Raw genomic sequence first — 20,667 nt, forward strand, 5'->3', positions numbered from 1 at the left:
CTAGCCGCCCTGCATGGGCGAGAGGATTTCAATCCGGTCGCCGTCGTTCAACTGGAATTCCGCCCGGTTGGCTTTGTGCACGAGGTCATTGTTGACGGCCGTCGCCAGCCAATCGCCCTCATAGTCAAGCGCGGCAAGCAGCGCCTCCAGCGTTGTGGCGGCAACCTCATGCGCTTCGCCGTTGACCATCAGTTTCATGAGCAAGCTCCTTGGTTCTGTCTTGAGTGAAAACCAGATCGGCAGCCTGGCGCGCCATGGCGGGAGCCAGGAGAAAACCGTGACGATAGAGCCCGTTGATCGCGATGATTTCACCCTTGATTTCGACGCGCGGCAAATTGTCGGGAAAGGCTGGGCGGACGCCGACACCGGTTTCAACGATCTCGGCCTCGCCAAAGGCCGGGTGGAGGGCATAGGCGGTACCCAGCAGTTCCATCATCGAACGCGCCGTAACCGGTCCGACGGACTGGCTTTCAATCATCGTCGCACCAATCATGAAACGGTGGTCGGTGCGCGGCACTGCATAGAGTGGAAAGCGCGGATGCAGCAGCCTGACGGGGCGCGACAGCGAGATATCAGGGATACGCAGGGTGAGCATTTCGCCGCGAACGCCGCGCAGCCAGTCATTTTGCGCCGCCATTCCTGTACAGTCGATCTGACGATCGAAACCAAAAACATGCTGGGCGTCGGCGCCGAAGCGGAACTCGACCCCCGTGGCCGCGAGCTTATCATGAAGTGCTGCCATCGCCTGGCGCGGATCAAGATGGCCCTCAGCGGGGAAGAGCAATCCGCGGCGGAAGCGGCCGGCTAAGTCGGGCTCCAGCAAGGCAATTTCATCTTCCTCGACGCGCCGATAGCCCGTCGTGCGGCTGGCGAACCGGTCGAGCTCGCCCGCATCGCGCGGCGCGGCCACGACCAGCGTTCCGGCCCGCGTCACCTGGCCGGGCGTTGCGGCATCCCACCAGTCGGCGGCACCGCGCCCGAGATCCAGCACCGGCTGCTCGGCGCTTTCACGCTCGCACCATGGCGCCAGCATGCCGCCGGCGAACCACGACGCATTGCCCCCAAGGGCAGGCCTTATCTCGGCAACGGTAACCGCCGCGCCGCGTGCGGCGAACTCGAAGGCGGCGGTGAGGCCGGCGACGCCGGCCCCTTTGACCAAGACCCTCATGATCGCTCACGTGGCTGAGGTATGAGCGGTGCGCCGGTCTCGTCCGCCGGCACGTAGAGATCGCCGCCCTCGCGGTATTTCGCCGCCATCGCCGCCATGCCCTCTTTCTGTGCCTCGGCGCGGATGTCGTGAGAGATACGCATCGAGCAGAATTTCGGTCCGCACATCGAGCAGAAATGCGCCACCTTGTGCGCCTCCTTGGGCAAGGTCTGGTCGTGGAAGGACCGCGCGGTTTCCGGGTCGAGCGACAGATTGAACTGGTCCTCCCAGCGGAACTCGAAGCGCGCGCGGGAAAGCGCATCATCCCTGACTTTCGCTGCCGGATGGCCCTTCGCCAGGTCGGCGGCGTGGGCGGCTATCTTGTAGGTGATCACGCCGATCTTGACGTCGCTGCGATCGGGAAGGCCGAGATGCTCCTTGGGCGTGACGTAGCAGAGCATGGCGGTGCCGAACCAGCCGATCATCGCGGCGCCGATGCCTGAGGTGATGTGGTCGTAGCCCGGCGCGATGTCGGTCGTCAGCGGTCCAAGCGTATAGAACGGCGCCTCGCCGCAGACGGCGAGTTGCTTGTCCATGTTCGCCTTGATTTTGTGCATCGGCACGTGGCCAGGCCCCTCGATCATCACCTGGCAATCCTTCGCCCAGGCGATCTGCGTCAGCTCGCCGAGCGTTTCCAGCTCGGCGAACTGCGCCGCGTCGTTGGCATCGGCGATCGAGCCTGGACGAAGGCCGTCGCCGAGCGAGAAGGAGACGTCGTAGGCTCTGGCGATGTCGCAGATCTCGGCGAAGTGCTCGTAGAGGAAGCTTTCCCGGTGATGGTGCAGGCACCATTTGGCCATGATTGAGCCGCCGCGCGAGACGATACCCGTCACCCGGTCGACGGTCAGCGGGATGTAATGCAGCCGCACGCCGGCGTGGATGGTGAAATAGTCGACGCCTTGCTCGGCCTGTTCGATCAGCGTGTCGCGGTAGACCTCCCAGGTCAGATCCTCGGCAATGCCGCCGACCTTTTCGAGCGCCTGGTACAGCGGCACCGTGCCGATCGGCACCGGCGCGTTGCGGACGATCCAGTCGCGGATGTTGTGGATGTTGCGGCCGGTCGACAGGTCCATCACCGTATCGGCGCCCCAGCGGATCGCCCACACCATCTTTTCGACCTCTTCCGCCATCGACGATGTGACGGCGGAGTTACCGATATTGGCGTTGATCTTGACCAGGAAATTGCGGCCGATGATCATTGGCTCGCTCTCGGGATGGTTGATGTTGGCGGGAATGATCGCCCGTCCGCGCGCCACCTCGTCACGCACGAATTCGGGCGTGACGAAATCGGGCAGTGTCGCGCCGAAAGCCTCGCCGTCGCGCTCAAGCTTGCCGTGCAGGATCTCGCGACCAAGGTTCTCGCGGATGGCGACGAACTCCATTTCGGGTGTGATGATGCCTGCGCGCGCGTAGGCAAGCTGCGTCACCGCCTTGCCTGCTTTGGCCCTGAGCGGTCGGTGGCGCATGGGAAATTCCGGCGTCAGGCGTTCGCCCGTCGCGAATCCGTTGTCCTCCGGCCGGACATGGCGACCGTCACCGGCCTCGACATCGCCACGCGCCAAGATCCATTCGTGGCGAAGCCGGGCCAGGCCCTTTTCAATGCTGGTTTCGACAGTCGGGTCGGTATAGGGGCCGGACGGATCGTAGACGGTGACGGGCGGCTCGCCGGCTGTCGGATGGACGGAGATTTCGCGCATCGGCACCCTGAGCTGCGGGTGGATGGTACCGGATTTGTGGATTTTGCGTGAGGCAGGCAGCGGTCCCGTCGAGACGGCGGGGGTGAGGGCATTCATCTTGAGGCTCCTTTGCTCGTTGCATTGGAGACCCAGTTCTGTGCCGGAAGGATGAAAAGACGCTTTGGTCGACCTGCTCGAAACAGGACCTCGGGCGTGAACTCCCGCAAAGCGCTTGCACCGTCCCTACGCCAGTATGAACTGGATCAGGTTCAACGGGTCACTGCGCCGCGAAAGCCAGCAGTATCTCAGCCCCTTGCCGGGACTCCCCTGGTGAATGCGTGAGGTTGGACGGGACGGCTCCGGTTTGTCAAGCGCGTTCTGGCCGCGGCTGATCGGCGGCCGGTCAGACCGTGCGGAAAAAATCGTGCATGTCTCGGCGACAAGTCAAGCGTCGGAGATGAAGGCAGGGACAAGGGAATCGCAAACCGTCGGACTAAAAATCGATCCTGATGATCACACCTTCAATGGGCACCAAAGGTTTGCGCGTAGATCGCCTCGATTCTTCCTGCCTCGTCACTGGTCAGCGCGGCGAATTCCTTTTCGCGCGCGCGATTCGATAGATGTCCATCATTCTGGTGAAGAAAACGGAAGAGCAGATCGGTCAACCGCTCGGGCATGTCGATAAAGGCGTCCACCTGCTGCCGGAACTGATCGTAGCGCTGCAGAAATGCGGTTTCCTCGGGAAGGTCCCGTTCGATCGTTCGCTGAACGCAGGCATAGAGGAATTCGGCGTGCGGGGTTGCATCGAAGAACCGGTAGAAATCACCGGTGTCATTCAGCACCCGGACGTTGAATTGCGGCGTCGGTTCCCATTCCACCAACGGCAGAAGGCGCTGCGAATAGCTCTCGAGCACGCCCCTGTACTCGTTGATCTGGTCCAGGATCGCGGCCGAGACGGGAAAGACCACTCCCGGCGGATTGAAGCCGCGCATGGCAAGGACGTGGTGGATTAGGTAGCGGTGAATGCGGCCGTTTCCGTCCTCGAATGGGTGAATGTAGACAAAGCCGAAGGCGAGGATTGCGGCGGCTACGACTGCATCAAGCTTTTGCGCGGGGCCCTGATCGAACGCTGCCATTCCATCGATTAGCCGCGGCAGGTCCTCGGGCCGAGCGCCGATGTGATCGGGCAAGGGCGTGCCGTTGTCTCGGTCATGCTCGCCGACGAAACCTCCTTCTTTTCGGAAGCCAAGTCTTACGAAACGGGCGTCGCCAAGTACAATTCTTTGCAGACGCAGCAGCTCATCGCGATCGATCGGCCAGCGGCCGGCTTCGCCGATGGCGCGGCCCCAGCGCTGGATGCGATCTTGCGGCGGGTGCTCGCCCTCGATCGCATAGCTTGATCGCGAGTCTTTGAGCAAAAGAAAGGCGGCGGTCCGAGCAAGGAGGTCGCGCGGCACGTCCGCTACGATTGCCTCCGCGCGCCGCGGTAGTTCAAGGCCGATGAATTTTTCCAGAATCTTGGTGCGGAACACCAGAGGGCAGAACTCACGCGTGCCGGGGAGATTGTCCCTTACGCGGTAGCGCGAAGCGGTCTTGTCGGGTCCGGGCCACTGCAGCTCGGGATCGAGAACCGGAATGTATCGTCCGGCCGCCGCGTCCGGCAGATCGATACGCGCGCCCCTCAGCCATTCATATAAAAACCAGATGCGGCGGGCATAACTGCCGGTCGGGCTTTCACGGACCAGCGCCTCGATCGGCGCGGGACCGGTCACTTGGAACAGCCGCTTGAGGACGGCAAGGTCCAGTCCCTCGTACTTGAGCGCAAAGGTCAGGTGGCCCTCGAGGGTAGGATTTGGGGCGTGGCGGGGGGTCATGATCCGCCAGCCATCCCGTTCGGTAATGCGATGATGCTCGCCAGTGGCGAACAACCTACGGGGCAAGGGCACGGCGAGCCTGTAGGCTCCGATCAGGGCGCTGTACCCGGCCGGGGTCGCCGTTTCAGGAAGGCGGAGTTCCTGAAAAACGGTAACAGGACCTGAAAATTGGTGCTGTTGCACCGCAGGCATGAAAAGCGAATCCTTCCATCGAATTTTGGTTTAGCCGGCCAAATCCTATGAAAAATGATCCTATTCCATGAAAATTGATGCTACAAGACAAATTTTCCGAAAACCGATTCTAAGACGGTGCTGAAGTCGATCAAGCAAGAACTCCGCCACCGGCTCAAGGAAGCGACTTCAGACAAAAAGGTGAGTCCAGGAACCGCCATTCGCCCGTCTCTTAGTCACGAGGCCGGCACGGATGGCCCGCCTTACGTCGAGCCGGATTGCTCGAGGAGCAGCGCGCCGTTCGGGGCTCACTCATAGAGCGCTCCGGCGCGCGATCCCGATTTGATAGCCGCGATCACGCTCGCGACTGATCTTGGTGACGTGGCGGCGTCGGAGTAGAAAAGTGATGCAGGATCTCGGTGGCGTCGTGTGTGTGTGTGTGACCTGAAGTGAGTTCTCTGCGGTATGGGGCGGCACGCAGCGCGCGCGTCTTCTCGGCAAACAGATCGACGAAGCGGCACCGAAGGGAAGTTCCTGGCATTCATTCTCGCCATCGCTGCCCCAATTTGCCGACCGGACTGCCGATCGATCTCGCCCAATACTTTGCGCGCGCAAGAGCCGAAGCTGAACTGGGCGGCACCTGCTCATTCGGGAGCTAACTCATGCTTGGCGCGCTAGCCCGAGAGAGCTGTGCCTGATCGAATGCGTGAAATCGTAGCTCGGGGTGGAGAGGCTGACGCGGTCATCTGTCACCCGCCTTCGGGCTGTAACGGAAAGCGCGACATCGTCTCCAATGCTCGTTCCCCACGTCGAGGGGCCCAGCGGCTTGGCTGCGGGGGGACTGTCAGCTAGTGGCCGCCTTGACGACCAGCGAGCGTAAGAGGAGGCCCTGTGCTGGCTGACGAAAACTTGCGAGCAAAGCCACGGAAAAGCATCATTCGAACGAACTCTTTCGTCGAGACGAGGAGGGCAGTGAGGCGGTAGCCGCCGCTTTGAAGCTCTCCGGCAGCTGCTACGCTGGTCGTTCAGAGGGTCGCAGCTGCGCTTGCGCCGTCATATCAGATAAGTCTAATATGATCCGCGCCTGGCCATCGAACGCCGCGGCGCCCTCGGGTCGGCGCTATTCATCGGGTGGGCATGTCGGGCACGCAAGGGAGGACGAAATGAGACTGGTTCAGTCATTTGCATTTGCTGCTGTGCTGCTTCTTTCGTCTGCATTGTCTGCGGCCGCCCACTCGGCTCGTGAGGACATCGAAGCGGCGTTGGTAAAATTCATGGACGCCTTCAACAGCGGAAACGCAGCAGCGTTAGGTCAAATGTATACCGACGATGCCGCCCTGCTGCCACCCGACGGCAAACGCGTCGATGACCGCAAGGGCGTGGAAGAATTCTGGCAGGGCGCAATCAAGGCCGGGATGAAGAATCTCACCCTGAAGGCGCTGGAAGTGGAAGGGAGCGGGAATCTCGCCTACGAAGTTGGCGCATTTACGCTCGGTGTGCCGAGCAAAGGCGGCGCCCTCTCCACCGTCGCGGGCAAGTATCTCGTCGTCTGGAAAAGGGCGACGACGGGACATGGCGCCTACATCGGGACATCTGGAACTTAGGTGCGGCCGAATAGGGATAGATATCCAGGCCCTCATCGACTGTCTTGCGAAGGGTAGGGCGGCTGTATTGACCGGGATCTGGTGCTCTATTGCCAGCGCTGTCGAGTGGCAGGACGATGGGACCGGCTAACCGCGCGGTATAGCTTCGGTCTGGCGCGCTTTCCAATGGATTTGCCGCCAATTTGGCGGATCGCTGATCAGTCGCGGTGATTGCGACCACGTCACCAATTCCAATTCCCCGCTTCATGAAACGAGTCTGGAGCGTGCTTAAGCAAGGGATTGCTAATGTGCGAGACAGCACGCTTCGCTCTAGCGGGTATGGCCCAGCGGCTTGGTTGAGGGGGGACTAGCAGCTAGAGGCCGCTGGGCCTTGACCAGCAGCATGCTTAAGAGGAGGCGCTGGCTGGCTGGCCAAAAACTTGCGCTCAAGGCAACGCAAAAGCATCATTCGAACGGACACTGCCCGCCAGAAGCTTATTCGAGCGAATACCACCATGGAATGCAAGCCCAGCAACCGGATTCACCAAACATCGCATCAGGACCTGCGCTTGCCTGTCCATGGCCGCGCCAGTCCTTCGGCATTCAGCATTGCGACGCGGAGCAGCCAGCCGACCCATTATAGACCGCGACGGACGGTGATTAGGGCCAGCGCGGCGATAGGCAGCGAGCGTAACCATTGGCGTAAGTGGAGTGTTTCACGATCTCAATTGGTTGGCTCCGCCAGGTTTCCAGCTGGCTGCCACCGGGCACGTGCCAGCTGGAGTAAACAATGAAATATTCGAAACTGGCTTTTTGGGCGGGAGCCGCGCTAGCTGCCTGCCTTTTGCCGAAACCGGCTTGGCCGAGCCAGTTCGGCTGCGCATATTGCAATGAGGGGTGAGAAACCTGGCATTCGACGGGAGCAGTGCAGTAACATGTGCGAAGCCTAGTCGAGTCTGCAAGCGGCAATCATTCGTCGTGAGTCGACGCTAGAGTGTGCGTTTCGCAGCACTCCGGCTGGCTATCTCGCGTAAGACGGCATGAAGAAGCGTTCCAATTTCCTGTTCGGCGCGCCCGGGTGCAATTCCTGATTCGGACAACTGAACGAGAATTGTCTTGGCGGTGCAGCGCCAGAACGCATTCGCCTCCTCGCCGTTCTTGGATTCCAGCACGCGGGCAACTCCCTCGACCAACTTCCGCCGCCGATACAGCGGAAACGCCCTTATGCTTGACACCGATCACCTCACCCATTCAGTCTCGCGATTAAGCATTGGCGGGTTAGAAAATCTGGTTAACGGCGTATTCTTTTTGGTAGTAGTAAGAGTTCTGTGCGGGCGCTGAACGGTGCCGCGATTAGCCAATGAGCGCGATGGCTTGGGCGCAAACTGTCGGGCAGGAATGGGTAAGAGCGGACATTGGCCGATCTCCGCTCTTCAGGGCCGGAAAAATCTCGACAATGCTCCCAATCGATTCCAGAGCCGGTGTCATTGGCTGGCGTTCCGGAATAGCCGATGTCGTCACGATAGGATTTGATCGTCGCTGCTGCGCGAACGGAGCAAGCCGGCACGCTCCGGCATCGTCAGCCGATCGACTTCATTGCCCCGCGCAGCAGTATAACCGCTGTTCCTGGGGCTCCCAAGCAGGATGTAGCTCCCCCTTTTGTTGACGCGATGTAGGTGGCCGATCATGATAACCAAGGGCGCAAAGAGCGACCCTCATGCTGGTGGGAGAATAAAAATGCAGCCACTTGTCATAGACGCGAAGCCTCAACCTATTTCAATTGATCCCGCTAACGCTGCAGTTCTCGTGGTGGACATGCAAAATGACTTCGGCTCCAAAGGTGGAATGTTCGACAGAGCCGGAATCGATATCTCCGGGATTCAACGGGCTGTCGACCCTACTGCCAGCGTAATAGCTGCCGCTCGCAATTTGAGAGTGCCCATCGTCTATCTGAAGATGGGGTATTATTCCGACCTCTCGGACCTTGGGACATCGGACGCCCCCAACCGTATCCGACATCTCCAGATCTTTGGGGTCGGTGAGAGCATGACAGCCCCGGACGGTAGCGAGGGCCGGATTCTGATCCGCGACACCTGGGGAACAGATATCGTTAACGACCTCAAGCCAGAGGCAGGGGATGTCGTCCTCTACAAAACGCGGTTCAGCGGTTTCTACGAGACCGAACTCGATTCTGTTCTGAAGACCGCAGGCATCAAACACCTCATCGTGACAGGATGCACGACCAGCGTGTGTGTGGAGTCGACAATTCGGGATGCCTTCTTCAGGGACTATCTCTGCATACTGCTAACGGATTGCACTAGCGAGCCCATCTCCTGGGATGCCTCAAGGAGCAATCATGACGCCTCGATCACGCTCGTGCAGATACTCTTTGGATGGACATCGACGTCCGACCATTTCCTGAAGGCGATCGAGGAGCGAGTTCAGGGGGGTCTTGAACTAGCCGAATGAACTGGCGAGGCCGCGTATCACCCGAATTCAGATCACGGCCTTGAGATTGGGTGCGGTGACGTAGGCCCATGGCAGGAGATCGTCGATTCGGCTGTTGGGATAGCCGTTGACGATCCTAGTGAGGACGTCGGCGAGATAGCCGAGCGGCTCGATGCCGTTAAGTTTGCATGTTTATGGCGACCGTCGAACTATGCCGAGTGCCTCTTTCACCATGGCGGTCAGAGCGTGCTTCTCCCGCCGTTTTGGCCGCAGGCCAGTCGTTGACACTCGGCATAATTCTCATGCTCAAAGGGCGTTCAGGAATTCCAGAAGCCGGTCGTTTGGTCGAAATCGCTCGGCTTTGGCGCGTTCGTACGGCTTCAGCTTGGCGAGTGCGGATTCCTTCAGCTCAAGATGTGCGTGAAGATAGATCAGCGTCGTTTCCATCGTCTCATGGCCCAGCCACAGGGCAATGACCGAGCAATCGACACCGGCCTGCAGCAATTCCACGGCGGCGGTGTGCCGCTTATGTCTTGGTCGACATAGACGGCACACCTGCGCCATGCACACGCTGCAGGCGACCCGGGATGTCCGCAAAGTCTCGCTCTGGCTCGGTCACGCCAGCCTCCAAAGCACTGAAATCTACCTGCGGGCCGAGCCGACTGCTTGCCGCGATGGCGCCCCCGTCGCTCAAGTCGGGTCGCTTCCGCACTCCCGCCAGGCTGCTGGCAGTGCTGAAGTCCGTCAGCCGATCGGCAGATTATGTCGAGTGATCGCTGCTCAAATACCGCAGGCGGCAAGCAATTGCCGCTGCGGACTCCGCATAATCAGACGCTCAACGTAATTCCGGAAGTCGATTGGCCTCGTCGCCACGATGACCTTGACCGCACCAGTCGGCCCGATCACGACGTCACCGGGCGCGGCCTTGTCGCTGATCGTGGTTCTGAACGGCCTGCCGCGGATGGCGCCGTTCAGCCCGGTCTCCCGCATCAATCGTTCAATGGTGCAGCGGGCCACATCGAAGCCTTCGCGCTTCAATTGCCGCCACACCTTGCGCACGCCATAGACGGCGAAGTTCTCTGCAAACACTCTTGTGATCTCCGGCTTCAGAGCCAAATCCCGTTTCGCCCGCAATGACAGGCGGGAAGGATCGTGGTGCTGTGCCGCACGCGCGTGATAGGTGGACGGGGCAATCGGCAGAACCCTGCAGATTGGCTCGATCCCGTAGTCGCCACGATGATCATCAATGAAGGCGATCATTTTTTGAACGGGCGGTCGAGCTCCCCCTTGGCAAAATAAGCGGATGCTTTCCGCAGGATCTCATTGGCCTGCCGAAGCTCCCGGTTCTCCCGCTCCAGAGCCTTCATCCGCGCCGTCATTTCGGTGGGGAACCCCTGCACGTTGGCCGCTGTCCACCTCCATCCGCTTCAGCCAGCCAGTGCGGCTGGCGTGAGATAACGAGCCGCCACGTTTCACTCAGAACCCCGGCCCCGGCCGGGGTTTTCATTTGCCCGGGTGATGCTAGGCTTGATAGTCTCTCTTCCGCATTTGCTTCGGGGGATGCCATGCGCACGATCGTTTTGCTGTGCAGTGCCGTGCTTTTCTCGCTCGCCCACATCCCGGCCCGCGCCGAGGAACCTTCGGTCGAACGCGGCCTCTACGTCTCGATTACCGGCGGCTGCCACGACTGTCACAGCATGGGTTATCGGGAAAGCGGCGGGAAGATCGACCCGGAGAAGGCGCTCAAGGGCAGCAACATCGGTTTCCAGGGTCCATGGGGGACGAGCTATCCGGCCAACCTGCGGCTCATGGTGGCAGACGACGGCGAAGATGAGTTCGTGCGCATTGCCCGCTTTTTCGACGCAGTGCCGCCAATGCCCTGGTACAATCTCCGCAAGATGGACGAAACCGACGTGCGCTCGCTCTACCGCTATATCCGGTCGCTTGGCCCCGCCGGAGCGGCAGCACCGCAGCTGGTTGCGCCCGGCGAAAAGGTGATGACGCCCTTCATCGTGCTGGAGCCGCCGCAGATGCCGCCGCCCTGCAGTCGCGATCTCGATTGCGGCATAGGTGAAATCTGCGGCACAGCGGAACCGCGGATGTGCGTTAAGCGGTAGGCCTCAGAACAGCCGTCTGGCTCCGGTCGAGTTTTTTATTTGTCGCCATGGTGATATGTTGCCCGCATGGCGAAGTTTCGCAGGTTCTGGAGGCCAGGGGAAGGGGGAGAGGCAAAGATAGCCCCGGTCATAATTGCTCCCATCATGACCGAAATTGCTGCGGCAATGGACGTCCAATTTGCCCACACGGCGCCGGCTTTTAGTGTTTGACCGTGCCTTCAACTCTGCTGTCATACACGGATATCGCCACTCTCACGCTGCTGACGACGCCATGCTTGGACCAATGGGCACCTTCCGGTTGCGTTTCGAACGCTTCGGCGCCCCATGTTTTGAGGCACAGCGCTGCCATGGAGCTGCTGCAGGCGGGCGTCGATTGTTCGGTCCCGCTCGACGGTGTTACTGTCAATCTCGATGCGACCGTCGTCGAGGAAGCGCGAGAGGCCTTCCCCAGCGGGTGAGAGTGTAGCGGATCGTCTCGGCGAGCTTTGTCTTGTGGCTGATCAGGCCGAGCTTCTCGCGCAGCCAAGGTTCGAGATCGGCGACAATAGCGCGGCTCCTTTCCTGGCGACGCACGGCGTTCGTCTGCCGACCTCGTCACTCCAAACCTGGTCGAAAACGCGTTGGCGAAGCTCAGGATCGGACGGGTATAAACCGGCCTGTTGAAAGGGATTTTTGGAACCCCCATGCTTCAGAAAGGCCGTCACTGGTGATCAAAATTAGCGCCCGTCGGGATGAACGAGTGAACGGTGTGTAAAAGGAGGACATTTGCAATGATTGTCCGCCCCACCGGCTACGAAAATTGTCCCCAACTGGCGGTTGGTAGACGCCAAGCAGCCGCGCACGTATCGTTTGTTACGATCGGGCCGCACCGGGCACAGCCCACCCCAGCGCCCACGCCCGTGCTCGGCGCAACGCTCGATCGACCCGTCGTGCTGTAGAGTGCGGCGGGTTTTTCAATGCCGATCGCGCAGCTCTTCACTGCCTTGGTGAGGGTCAGACGGTCGTTGCCGTTCTCTTTGATCAGCTTGCTGACCTGGCTCGGCCACACGCCATTTTCCCGCGCGAAATGTTCCACCTCATAAAGCGCATCGACCGACAGGCGGCCTCGGTCGAACAAGTGAACAAGTCTCGATTGCTTTTGTTCTCGTCCATTTCCGTTCCTACTCACTCGACATCCGACGCAGCTGGGAAATGAGGATCCGTCCGCCAATCGAGGAATGGCGGGCGGATCCTATCAGCGCAGGAAGGGACTTTTCTGCGCAGATACAAATTCGGGGCTGTTGGAGCGTCATTTCTGGCTAGCGAGCATCAGCTAGCAACCATTCCTATCACCAAGAAGGTGATGGAGACGGCGAAAACCGGTGCAAGCAGCCAGCGAGCTTGGTGGACACTGTTCTCCATAGGCTCCTCCGTTGACCGACGCCAACGAGTACGAACAGACACAGTTCCGCGTGGCTGCATGTGCGGGGCTATTGCGCACTGCAGCGAAGACTTTGGTCCCACGCACGGCTAGACCGAAGGCTCAGTGAGGAACGTCTGCACAAGCTTCATGTTTGGGGGAGCTTTGGCGCAAAGTTTCGCGTCCAGTGCAAGAGAGCTCACAAGGAGATAGCTATGAGAATGCGTTTTTCCATCGCAGCCGCGGGATTTCTGCTGCTGGCTGGTGTCGGTGCTGCCGCCGCTCAGGACGTGGTGATCAACCCGGAACAGGAGACGGTGATTAAGGAATATGTGAAAAAGCAGCCACTCGCTTCGGTGAAAATTCCTGGAGTGGAGCTCAATATCGGCTCAACCCTGCCCGACACAGTCGAGCTTCATGAGGTCCCGAACGTCAAATACCGCTACGTCGTCGTCGACAACCGGACCGTTGTCGTTGATCCAGGCACACGCAAGATCGTCAAAGTCATCCAGTGACCTGAACGATTTGGGGAGGAGAAGCCCGCCGTTACCAAGTTAGGCGGCGCGGGGACGAAGCGTGTTTGATAGGCTGTCGGGCGGCAATCGATCTATAGATCTGCCAGCACCAGGCCTTGGGCAACGCTTGATCAACCCGCCGTGCTGATGGGCACGGCGGGTTTTTCCAGATGAAGGCGGGTTAGAACAGGTTGTTAATTTATGATAGCTTTGCCGCGGGAGGCGATCAAATCATGGACAAAAGGGTCGAGGGAGACTCGGAGGAACTGGCGCGGGGCGAATTCGAGCTCAGAGCCGAACGGTATGGCGTGAACGCCTTCATTCTCGTTGTCGAACTTTTAAACCTGCTGGAAAAGCGCGGAACCATCAGCAGCGACGACGTCGCGAAAATGGCCGATGCCGCAGCACTGGCTGTTGCCGCATCCAGTCAACCTGACATGAGCAGCATTAATCTCTTGCAGGCCATCGCTGCCGCGCGCCAGTCCAAATAACGGCTGTCGAGAGCGTTTTTCAGCTATTCCAAGTCCATGTCCAAACGGGGTTGCGAGGAGGTCCTATCGATTGCGCACTAAGCGTCCTTGCTGGCCGCGCCCCCGATGATCTCGTCGGCGCTGCGAGCATTGAGCACGGGCAGGGCGGCCCAGCGCCGGCGGCTGGCAGCTAGGTCTTCCAGCATTGCCGGCTTGCGAGCGTCGGATCCGAATCGACGTAGGCGCTCCTCCAGCGCGCGCTGCGAAGCGGAGCTAAACCCAACGCACGGATTCGTTCCCGATAACGTCGCGCTTTGGCGCGGTTGCGGCAGTCTCCATTGAGAACCAGCGACGGTCCTGCAGCCGGCTTTCGTCGACAAATAGCCACCGCAGCCGCGATCATCTTGCAATTTGCGGATCTTATGTGCGGCTGCACGTGATCAGGTCGTCGGCAGACAGTGCGATCGGGCACAAGAGATCGAGCGGCTCTGGGCCGGACGTTCCATGTGCCAGGTGTCGGACCCCTTTCCCATTCGAGGCGCAAGTGGGATAGTTGTGCAGATCTGCGATTTAGTTGATCTCCTTCACGACCACCAGAATGAGAACAGTCACGATTGTTCCATGGTGGCGCAATGGCAACGACCCGACTCTGATCTCTCTGCCCAAATGAAATACTTTCCAAAGAAGTCTCGGATCGAATTCTGCAAGTCTTTCTATCTCACAGTACGTCCTGCCGCTTTTGACAACTCCTTCCCCTTGCATATCTCGACACTCGGTCTTTCTTCGTTGTTCGGGTCATTCAGATCGGAGAAACGACAAGTGCCGGCAACCAAGATTTTGTGGGGACAGGTCCTCACCACCCTTGGGTTCGTCCTCGTGACAACATGGGCAGCGACACAATGGACGGCATGGCGGCTCGGCTTTCAGAGCCAACTCGGTCCGTCCTGGTTCGAACTGGCGGGACAGCCCATTTATCCCCCGCCGGCATTTTTCTGGTGGTGGTTTTTCTATGACGCCTACGCGCCGAAGGTCTTTGTTGAGGGCGCGGCGATTGCGGCAAGCGGCAGCCTGATGGCGATCGCCACCGCGATCGGGATGTCGGTATGGCGCGCGCGCGAGGCAAAGGACTCCGCGACCTATGGCTCGGCACGCTGGGCGACGCGAGACGAAATCAGAGCCGCAGGCATAGTCGGTCCTGATGGCGTGGTGCTCGGCAAGCTCGACCACGACTATCTACGGCATGACGGTCCCGAACACGTGCTGTGTTTTGCGCCGACCCGAAGCGGCAAGGGTGTTGGCTTGGTCGTGCCGTCGCTGCTGACTTGGCCGGGTTCGGCAATTGTCCACGACATCAAAGGCGAAAACTGGGAACTGACGGCCGGATGGCGCGCACATTTCGGCCGGGTGCTTCTGTTCGATCCGACCAATGCCGCATCCGCGGCCTATAACCCTCTGCTGGAGGTGCGACGAGGCGAGCGGGAAGTTCGAGATGTGCAGAACGTGGCAGATGTCCTGGTCGACCCGGAAGGCACATTGGAACGCCGCAACCACTGGGAGAAGACCAGCCATGCGCTGCTGGTCGGCGCCATACTGCATGTGCTCTACGCGGAGAAGGACAAGACCCTTGCCGGCGTGGCAAACTTCCTCTCCGATCCACAGAGCCCAATCGAGACGACGTTGCGCGCCATGATGCTGACCCGGCATTTGGGCGATGCCGGCCCGCACCCGGTCGTGGCGTCGGCTGCCCGAGAACTGCTCAACAAATCCGAAAACGAGCGCTCCGGCGTGCTCTCGACGGCCATGAGTTTTCTGGGCCTCTACCGCGATCCGGTTGTGGCCAAGGTAACGTCATGTTGCCACTGGCGGATCGCCGACCTTGTCGAGGAGAGACGGCCGACGACCCTCTATCTGGTCGTGCCGCCATCGGACATCAGTCGCACAAAGCCTCTCATCCGCCTCGTGCTTAACCAGATCGGCCGCCGACTGACGGAAGATCTCCATGCGAAGGATCATCGACAGCGTCTGTTGATGATGCTCGACGAGTTCCCGGCGCTCGGCCGGCTCGATTTCTTCGAAAGCGCGCTGGCCTTCATGGCCGGCTATGGCATCAAGTCGTTCCTGATCGCACAATCGCTCAATCAGATCGAGAAGGCCTACGGACCGAACAATTCCATCCTCGACAATTGTCACGTACGGGTGAGCTTCGCCACCAATGACGAGCGGACAGCTAGCCGTTCAACTGTTTCAATGATAGCCGTGGCAAGCGCCTCATCCTCATGCATGGGCTCTTGGCCATAAGAGCAGGAAGACAGCCTCCTCGATCGGCAGCACGCCGGCCGGCAGGTCTCCTCGATGCCACGCGCACCAGAGCAAGGGCGGCCAGACCTAGCGGACTTGTCTTCGGCATCGATGGTTTGATCTGCGTTCGCTAATCCGCCTCATCTGTGAGCGACATCTTTTTGCGGCGGACAGGCGTCCAGTCGGTGATCGTATCGGCATCCACGGTGATTAGCCCGCCAGCTTTCACGGTCACCCTTCGATTTTCCTCGTCGACCCGCGTGACCTCGCCAGTGAGCTGGAGCTCGTCACCTGGTTTGGCCTTTTTAGGAGCAGGGATCGAATGCGGAAAACCATAGGAGGGGATGCTGACGCTAGCTCTTCCGTCGTCCAGGAGCTTCAGCACCGTCACGGTGATCGCCACCTCATCGCCGATATTGATGTCCGCAATTTCCCAAGCCATGCCCATGATTCTGGAGCGGCTTTGACGATAGTCAAGGGATTGCTAATATGCGGAAAATGCCAACGCCGCCAGCGTGCACCTTGTTTCGGAAACCGATTCGAACCAGCGATATTGATTCAAATGGTAGTGTCTGGAGTGCGGGCGCATGCTTCCGTCACAACGCATTTCGGATAGGCTTGCAACCAAGGTCGCTTCTGGCGTGAACCGCCGTGCGGCAGTTAAACGGTTCGAGTTGAAAACGACCGGAGCCCGATTGCTCAGCCGATCAGCAACACGGTTGTGGCGCACCGAAGCAGAGGAACGCTGGCCCTCTGTATTTGCTTTGCCGAGAGCCTGCTTCGCGACGCACAAACTTTTCTGATGCAGTGCGGTTTTGGCCTTCGCACCTGCACAGAACTATGCAAAACCGTCACCGCTGGAACTTGACCCGAGGGAATGTGCCCATGAGTGTGGCGGTTGAGACAAAGGCGCTGACGCCGTCGGACATTGCGGCCCGAAAGCACAAGAAGCCGATTGTCTGCTTAACAGCGTATACAACGCCCGTTGCGCGCCTCGCCGATAGGCATTGCGACGTGGTCCTGGTCGGCGACAGCGTCGGCATGGTGCTTCACGGCCTGACGTCAACCCTCGGGGTTACGCTGGAGATGATGATCATGCACGGCAAGGCCGTGCGCCGCGGTCTTGAACGAGCGCTGATGGTCGTCGACATGCCGTTCGGCTCCTATGAGGAGGGCTGCGAACAGGCCTTTCGCAACGCCGCCCGGCTGATGGCGGAGACCGGATGCGCCGCGGTCAAGCTGGAGGGCGGCGAGAGCATGGCTGACACGATCCGCTTTCTCGTTGCCCGCGGCATCCCCGTCATGAGCCATGTCGGGCTGACACCGCAAGCGATCAATGTGCTTGGCGGCTACAAGGTCCAGGGCAGGGGCAGAGACGGCGACAGGATTTTGCGGGACGCTGTTGCTGTTGCCGAATCCGGCTCATTCTCCGTTGTGCTGGAAAAAGTGGCCGAGCCGCTCGCACGAAGAATAACCGAGGAGGTTACGATTCCAACCATCGGGATCGGCGCCTCCGCCGCCTGCGACGGCCAGGTTCTGGTCGTCGACGATATTCTGGGCATGTTCACCGGTTTTCGTCCGAAATTCGTCAAGCGCTATGCCGAACTGGGCTCAGAGGCCGAAGCTGCCATTGCGGCTTACGCGGCTGATGTGCGGGGAGGGCGCTTTCCGGCGGCCGAACATCTCTTCGCCGACGCGCCGCAGGCCGGAGAAACCGCGTGAGCGTGCCGATCGTCCGCACCATTGCCGAGCTTCGTACCGTTGTGGCGGGATGGCGCCGTTCTGGTGCCAATATCGCCGTGGTGCCTACGATGGGAGCCTTGCACGAAGGGCATTCGAGTCTCGTGCGTTCTGCGCTTCAAAAGGCCGATCGCGTGATCGTGACGCTGTTCGTCAATCCCAAGCAGTTCAACAGTGCGGCGGATCTTGCCGCCTATCCCCGCATGGAAAATGAAGACGCTGCAAAGCTTACGCTGCTGGGCGCCCACCTGCTTTATGTTCCGGATGCGACTGAGATGTATCCTGACGGCTTCGCCACGACCGTGTCCGTGTCCGGCGTCAGTGAAAGCCTGTGCGGTGCGTTCCGGCCCGGCCATTTCGATGGGGTGGCGACCGTCGTTGCAAAACTCTTCCTGCAGACCGGCGCTGATTTCGCCTTTTTCGGAGAGAAGGACTTCCAGCAGCTTCAACTTATCAGGCGCATGGTCCGGGACCTGGATATTCCGATCACCGTCGTCCCCTGTCCGACAGTCCGGGAAGCCGATGGTCTCGCTTTGTCATCGCGCAATGTCCGGCTCTCGCCGGCAGAGCGCGCCGTCGCCCCAAGGCTAGCATCGGTCCTACTCGATACGGCGTCGGGGCTCTCGAACGGCTCTCCCGTCCTGCCAACGCTTGCCGAAGCGCGCGCAGCGATCCTGTCCGCAGGCTATCGCGAGGTCGAGTACCTGGAACTCCGTGGCGAGGCAGATCTGCAACCGATAGCAAGCCTGGATCGGCCGGCACGCCTGTTTGCAGCGGCCTGGCTCGGCGAAACGCGGCTCATTGATAACGTCAGAACACTGCCGTCCCCCCTTCTCGTTGACAAGCCGCCGCCATCAATCGGGCATGCCTTCACCCGTGCCGACGGTCACACCGCAACGCCAGCATTAAAGGATGAGCTTGTAGGCTCTGGCAAGCGCTACCCCTGACCAACTCCGCCCTGTGAGCGCTGGATCGTCCCCTCTGGATGAATCACCGCAGCAGGGCGCCGGAAATGCCCGCTGATGCTCGGCGGTTCGGTTGGTGGTGAGCATCACCGTCCTGCTATGTCGGGCTTGGCGACCTCACCCTATTTCAGCAGTTTGATCAGGACAGTGAAAGCCGCGTCGATGTCAGCGCGAACCGCAGCCCGGACCGCCTCCGCGTTGCGGTCTCGCAGCGCTGCAAACATCTGCTGATGGTGCTGGTTCGCGGTCGAATAGTTTCCGGAATCGTGCAGCATGTTGAAATAGGGACTGATCTGCAGCCACAGGTTCTCGATGATGTTGAGCATGTTTTCCGAGCCTGCGGCTCGATAGATGGAGAAATGGAAGGCGTAGTTGGCCCTGAGGTAGGATTTGACGTCGCCGGCGGCATTGGCCTGTTCGAGTGCGTCCAGATGCTGGCGCAGCAGCGCCACGCTGGCATCGTCCATTCGCTCGGCCGCCCATGCGGCGGCGATCGCCTCGATCTCAAACCTGACGTTCCTGAGATCGATGAGTCGCGCGCGGCTTAATGCCGGGATACCGATTGACCGGCCCGAAACCACCATCAATGCGTTGGCGGCGCTCAGACGCCGCAGTGCCTCGCGAACCGGCATCGGGCTGACGCCGAAAGCGTCGGCAAGGCTCTGCACCGTCACCATTTCACCTGGAACGATACTGCCGTCGAGGATCAACTCGGTGACGTGCCGGTAAACCCTGTCCTGCAGGGTTTCCCTGGAAAGCGGCGTGATCTCGACGCCCGGCTTCCTGAATGCCGCCCCAGCCATCTCTGCCTACCTTTCCCCATACGGCGACATACGGCGACGCTCTTGTCCTACCCGGCGCCTGTGCCCGGAATGCAAGGTTCGGATTGCCGCGTCAAGCGCCGGCCTATCCGGGTTTTACTTATTAGCTTTTCATCATTGATCTTTGATCAAATCATGACACGGTCAGCTGCATCGAATGACAAGGAGCACGTTTCGCGCCCTTGGGAGGCATTTGGTCGTCTGAACTGGGAGGAGTTTTGAATGGGTATCGGATCGAAAGCCCGGCGGCTTGCGCTGCTTGCCGGCATGGCTGTTTGCGTTCTTGGTACGTCCGCCGCCGAAGCGGCCGGAAAGCACAAGATATTTCTCAGCATGAGCTTCATCGGCAATGATTGGCAGGCCGAGGCCGCCAACATGGTCAAGGCGATGGCGTCGCACAAGAGCATGGCCGACAAGGTGGACCTCCAGGTCCAGGTTGCGGGGCCGAACGCACAGCGCCAGATCCAGCAGATCAATGCGATGGTGCAGACAGGTGCCGAAGCCATCGTGATCTTCCCGATCTCGCCGACCGCGCTCAACCAGGTGGTGAAGAACGCCTGCGACAAGGGCGTGAAGGTGTTTGCCTACGATGCCGAGATCACGGAGCCCTGCGCCTACAACGTCCATATCGACCAGGAAGAGGCTGGCCGCGTAACGGCGGAGTGGCTGGTCAAGAAGCTCAATGGCAAGGGCAACATCATCGCGGTGACCGGCGTTCCCGGCACCTCGGTCGATGATCTGCGCACCAAGGCGGCGAAGGAGGTGTTTGCCAAGCATCCCGACATCAAGATCGTCGGCGAGGCTGTCGGCATGTGGAGCCAGGCGGTGGCCCGTACCGAACTTTCCAAGATATTGGCGACGCGCAGTTGGGACGACATCAACGGGCTGTGGATGCAGGTCGGCTGCTTCACCGCCAATTCCATGCAGCTCGAGGCCGGCAAAAAGGTCAGCGAACTCCTGCCTTGCGCCGGCGAGGGTTCCAATGGCGGGCGTATCCAGATGCTGCCGGAGGGCACGGAGGTCGAGGGCGCGACCTCTCCCTATGCGCCGCTCGGCGCGCCGCGCATTTCCTACGCGTCGCCGCCTTATTCCGGTGCGCTGGCCCTCAAGCTTGCGGTCGAGGCGCTTGACGGCAAGGAGGTTGCCAAGAAGACGATCCTGCCACTGCCGGTCGTCACCAACGAGACGATAAAGCTTTGTGACGAAGGCACCTGGGCGGAGATGAAGGCTGGTTGCAACGCGTTCAAACCGTCGCTGGTCTCGAACCCAGGCTGGTTCGCCTCGATCTTCTCCGATCAGACACCGGAAATCGGTCTCGCGGCCGCCCTTGTAGGCCAGCCCGAGGAGTAGGCCCTCCCGAAGTGGGTGTGGGGTGCTTGCGAG

The 20,667-nt window shown here is 60.3% G+C and carries 17 protein-coding genes, 5 pseudogenes, 1 riboswitch and 1 other annotated feature; of the genes and pseudogenes, 9 read left to right on the forward strand and 13 right to left on the reverse strand.

Annotation, left to right across the window (positions count from 1 at the left end; genetic code table 11):
• From thiS to NKJ55_RS24780, 4 genes are all read right to left on the reverse strand, one after another.
• The gene (gene thiS, locus NKJ55_RS24765) at positions 1 to 198 is read right to left on the reverse strand and encodes a sulfur carrier protein ThiS (protein WP_031253541.1); all 198 of its coding nucleotides are present in this window, start codon (positions 196 to 198) and stop codon (positions 1 to 3) included.
• Positions 167 to 1,168, reverse strand: a complete 1,002-nt coding sequence (gene thiO / locus NKJ55_RS24770) for a glycine oxidase ThiO (protein ID WP_352452171.1) — start codon at positions 1,166 to 1,168, stop codon at positions 167 to 169. Before thiO ends, thiS begins: the two co-directional genes overlap by 32 nt.
• Entirely contained in the window at positions 1,165 to 3,000 is a 1,836-nt protein-coding gene (thiC, locus tag NKJ55_RS24775) for a phosphomethylpyrimidine synthase ThiC (protein WP_352452172.1), read from the reverse strand. The genes thiO and thiC overlap by 4 nt, the downstream gene beginning before the upstream one ends.
• Before the next feature lie 105 nt (positions 3,001 to 3,105).
• A riboswitch (TPP riboswitch) is annotated at positions 3,106 to 3,222 on the reverse strand.
• Between the two features lie 182 nt (positions 3,223 to 3,404).
• Positions 3,405 to 4,949 (reverse strand): Fic family protein, encoded by a 1,545-nt coding sequence (locus tag NKJ55_RS24780; protein WP_352452173.1) that lies wholly within the window; start codon positions 4,947 to 4,949, stop codon positions 3,405 to 3,407.
• Between the two features lie 1,142 nt (positions 4,950 to 6,091).
• On the opposite strand from NKJ55_RS24780, the gene NKJ55_RS24785 reads away from it, so the two are divergent.
• The gene (locus tag NKJ55_RS24785) at positions 6,092 to 6,532 is read left to right on the forward strand and encodes a YybH family protein (RefSeq protein WP_352452174.1); all 441 of its coding nucleotides are present in this window, start codon (positions 6,092 to 6,094) and stop codon (positions 6,530 to 6,532) included.
• 968 nt (positions 6,533 to 7,500) lie between these two features.
• Here NKJ55_RS24785 and NKJ55_RS24790 read toward each other — a convergent pair.
• Positions 7,501 to 7,746, reverse strand: a complete 246-nt coding sequence (locus NKJ55_RS24790; RefSeq protein WP_352452175.1) for a DUF6074 family protein — start codon at positions 7,744 to 7,746, stop codon at positions 7,501 to 7,503.
• Positions 7,747 to 8,197: 451 nt separating this feature from the next.
• On the opposite strand from NKJ55_RS24790, the gene NKJ55_RS24795 reads away from it, so the two are divergent.
• The gene (locus NKJ55_RS24795; protein ID WP_352452176.1) at positions 8,198 to 8,980 is read left to right on the forward strand and encodes a cysteine hydrolase family protein; all 783 of its coding nucleotides are present in this window, start codon (positions 8,198 to 8,200) and stop codon (positions 8,978 to 8,980) included.
• A 27-nt stretch (positions 8,981 to 9,007) separates the two neighbouring features.
• Here NKJ55_RS24795 and NKJ55_RS24800 read toward each other — a convergent pair.
• The 3 pseudogenes from NKJ55_RS24800 to NKJ55_RS24810 form a co-directional block, all read right to left on the reverse strand.
• Positions 9,008 to 9,151: pseudogene (locus NKJ55_RS24800) on the reverse strand (transposase domain-containing protein); the annotation flags it as partial.
• 114 nt (positions 9,152 to 9,265) lie between these two features.
• A pseudogene (locus NKJ55_RS24805) lies at positions 9,266 to 9,484 on the reverse strand (tyrosine-type recombinase/integrase); the annotation flags it as partial.
• 390 nt (positions 9,485 to 9,874) lie between these two features.
• A pseudogene (locus tag NKJ55_RS24810) lies at positions 9,875 to 10,381 on the reverse strand (IS3 family transposase); the annotation flags it as partial.
• Positions 10,145 to 10,261, reverse strand: a sequence feature (AL1L pseudoknot). (Overlaps the previous pseudogene by 117 nt.)
• A gap of 143 nt (positions 10,382 to 10,524) precedes the next feature.
• Between NKJ55_RS24810 and NKJ55_RS24815 the strand changes: the two are divergent.
• A complete protein-coding gene (locus NKJ55_RS24815; protein ID WP_352452177.1) occupies positions 10,525 to 11,076 on the forward strand; it encodes a hypothetical protein in 552 nt (183 codons plus the stop codon).
• Between the two features lie 383 nt (positions 11,077 to 11,459).
• Here NKJ55_RS24815 and NKJ55_RS24820 read toward each other — a convergent pair.
• Positions 11,460 to 11,668: pseudogene (locus NKJ55_RS24820) on the reverse strand (IS66 family transposase); the annotation flags it as partial.
• Positions 11,669 to 11,866: 198 nt separating this feature from the next.
• Positions 11,867 to 12,193, reverse strand: coding sequence for a hypothetical protein (locus NKJ55_RS24825; protein WP_352452178.1), 327 nt, complete (start codon positions 12,191 to 12,193; stop codon positions 11,867 to 11,869).
• Positions 12,194 to 12,690: 497 nt separating this feature from the next.
• On the opposite strand from NKJ55_RS24825, the gene NKJ55_RS24830 reads away from it, so the two are divergent.
• Both NKJ55_RS24830 and NKJ55_RS24835 read left to right on the forward strand, forming a co-directional pair.
• Positions 12,691 to 12,990, forward strand: a complete 300-nt coding sequence (locus NKJ55_RS24830; RefSeq protein ID WP_352452179.1) for a DUF1236 domain-containing protein — start codon at positions 12,691 to 12,693, stop codon at positions 12,988 to 12,990.
• Between the two features lie 233 nt (positions 12,991 to 13,223).
• Positions 13,224 to 13,481, forward strand: a complete 258-nt coding sequence (locus tag NKJ55_RS24835; protein WP_352452180.1) for a hypothetical protein — start codon at positions 13,224 to 13,226, stop codon at positions 13,479 to 13,481.
• A 77-nt stretch (positions 13,482 to 13,558) separates the two neighbouring features.
• Here NKJ55_RS24835 and NKJ55_RS35670 read toward each other — a convergent pair whose 3' ends face one another.
• The gene (locus NKJ55_RS35670) at positions 13,559 to 13,792 is read right to left on the reverse strand and encodes a type II toxin-antitoxin system VapB family antitoxin (RefSeq protein ID WP_502901454.1); all 234 of its coding nucleotides are present in this window, start codon (positions 13,790 to 13,792) and stop codon (positions 13,559 to 13,561) included.
• Positions 13,793 to 14,279: 487 nt separating this feature from the next.
• Here NKJ55_RS35670 and traG point away from each other — a divergent pair.
• Positions 14,280 to 15,695: pseudogene (traG, locus tag NKJ55_RS24840) on the forward strand (IncP-type conjugal transfer protein TraG); the annotation flags it as partial.
• Positions 15,696 to 15,888: 193 nt separating this feature from the next.
• Here traG and NKJ55_RS24845 read toward each other — a convergent pair.
• Complete coding sequence (locus NKJ55_RS24845) at positions 15,889 to 16,200, reverse strand: hypothetical protein (protein ID WP_352452181.1); 312 nt, start codon at positions 16,198 to 16,200, stop codon at positions 15,889 to 15,891.
• A 443-nt stretch (positions 16,201 to 16,643) separates the two neighbouring features.
• Here NKJ55_RS24845 and panB point away from each other — a divergent pair, with 443 nt between their 5' ends.
• Positions 16,644 to 17,480 carry a 3-methyl-2-oxobutanoate hydroxymethyltransferase gene (gene panB, locus NKJ55_RS24850; RefSeq protein WP_352452182.1) on the forward strand — a complete coding sequence of 279 codons (837 nt, stop codon included), beginning with the start codon at positions 16,644 to 16,646 and terminating at the stop codon, positions 17,478 to 17,480.
• The gene (gene panC, locus NKJ55_RS24855; RefSeq protein ID WP_352452183.1) at positions 17,477 to 18,445 is read left to right on the forward strand and encodes a pantoate--beta-alanine ligase; all 969 of its coding nucleotides are present in this window, start codon (positions 17,477 to 17,479) and stop codon (positions 18,443 to 18,445) included. Before panB ends, panC begins: the two co-directional genes overlap by 4 nt.
• Before the next feature lie 140 nt (positions 18,446 to 18,585).
• Here panC and NKJ55_RS24860 read toward each other — a convergent pair whose 3' ends face one another.
• Positions 18,586 to 19,266 (reverse strand): GntR family transcriptional regulator, encoded by a 681-nt coding sequence (locus tag NKJ55_RS24860; protein WP_352452184.1) that lies wholly within the window; start codon positions 19,264 to 19,266, stop codon positions 18,586 to 18,588.
• 240 nt (positions 19,267 to 19,506) lie between these two features.
• Here NKJ55_RS24860 and NKJ55_RS24865 point away from each other — a divergent pair, with 240 nt between their 5' ends.
• Positions 19,507 to 20,634, forward strand: a complete 1,128-nt coding sequence (locus tag NKJ55_RS24865) for a sugar ABC transporter substrate-binding protein (protein ID WP_352452185.1) — start codon at positions 19,507 to 19,509, stop codon at positions 20,632 to 20,634.
• The last annotated feature ends 33 nt before the right edge of the window (positions 20,635 to 20,667 follow it).

It is taken from the genome of Mesorhizobium sp. M0106, assembly GCF_040322715.1.
Taxonomy (GTDB): Bacteria; Pseudomonadota; Alphaproteobacteria; order Rhizobiales; family Rhizobiaceae; genus Mesorhizobium.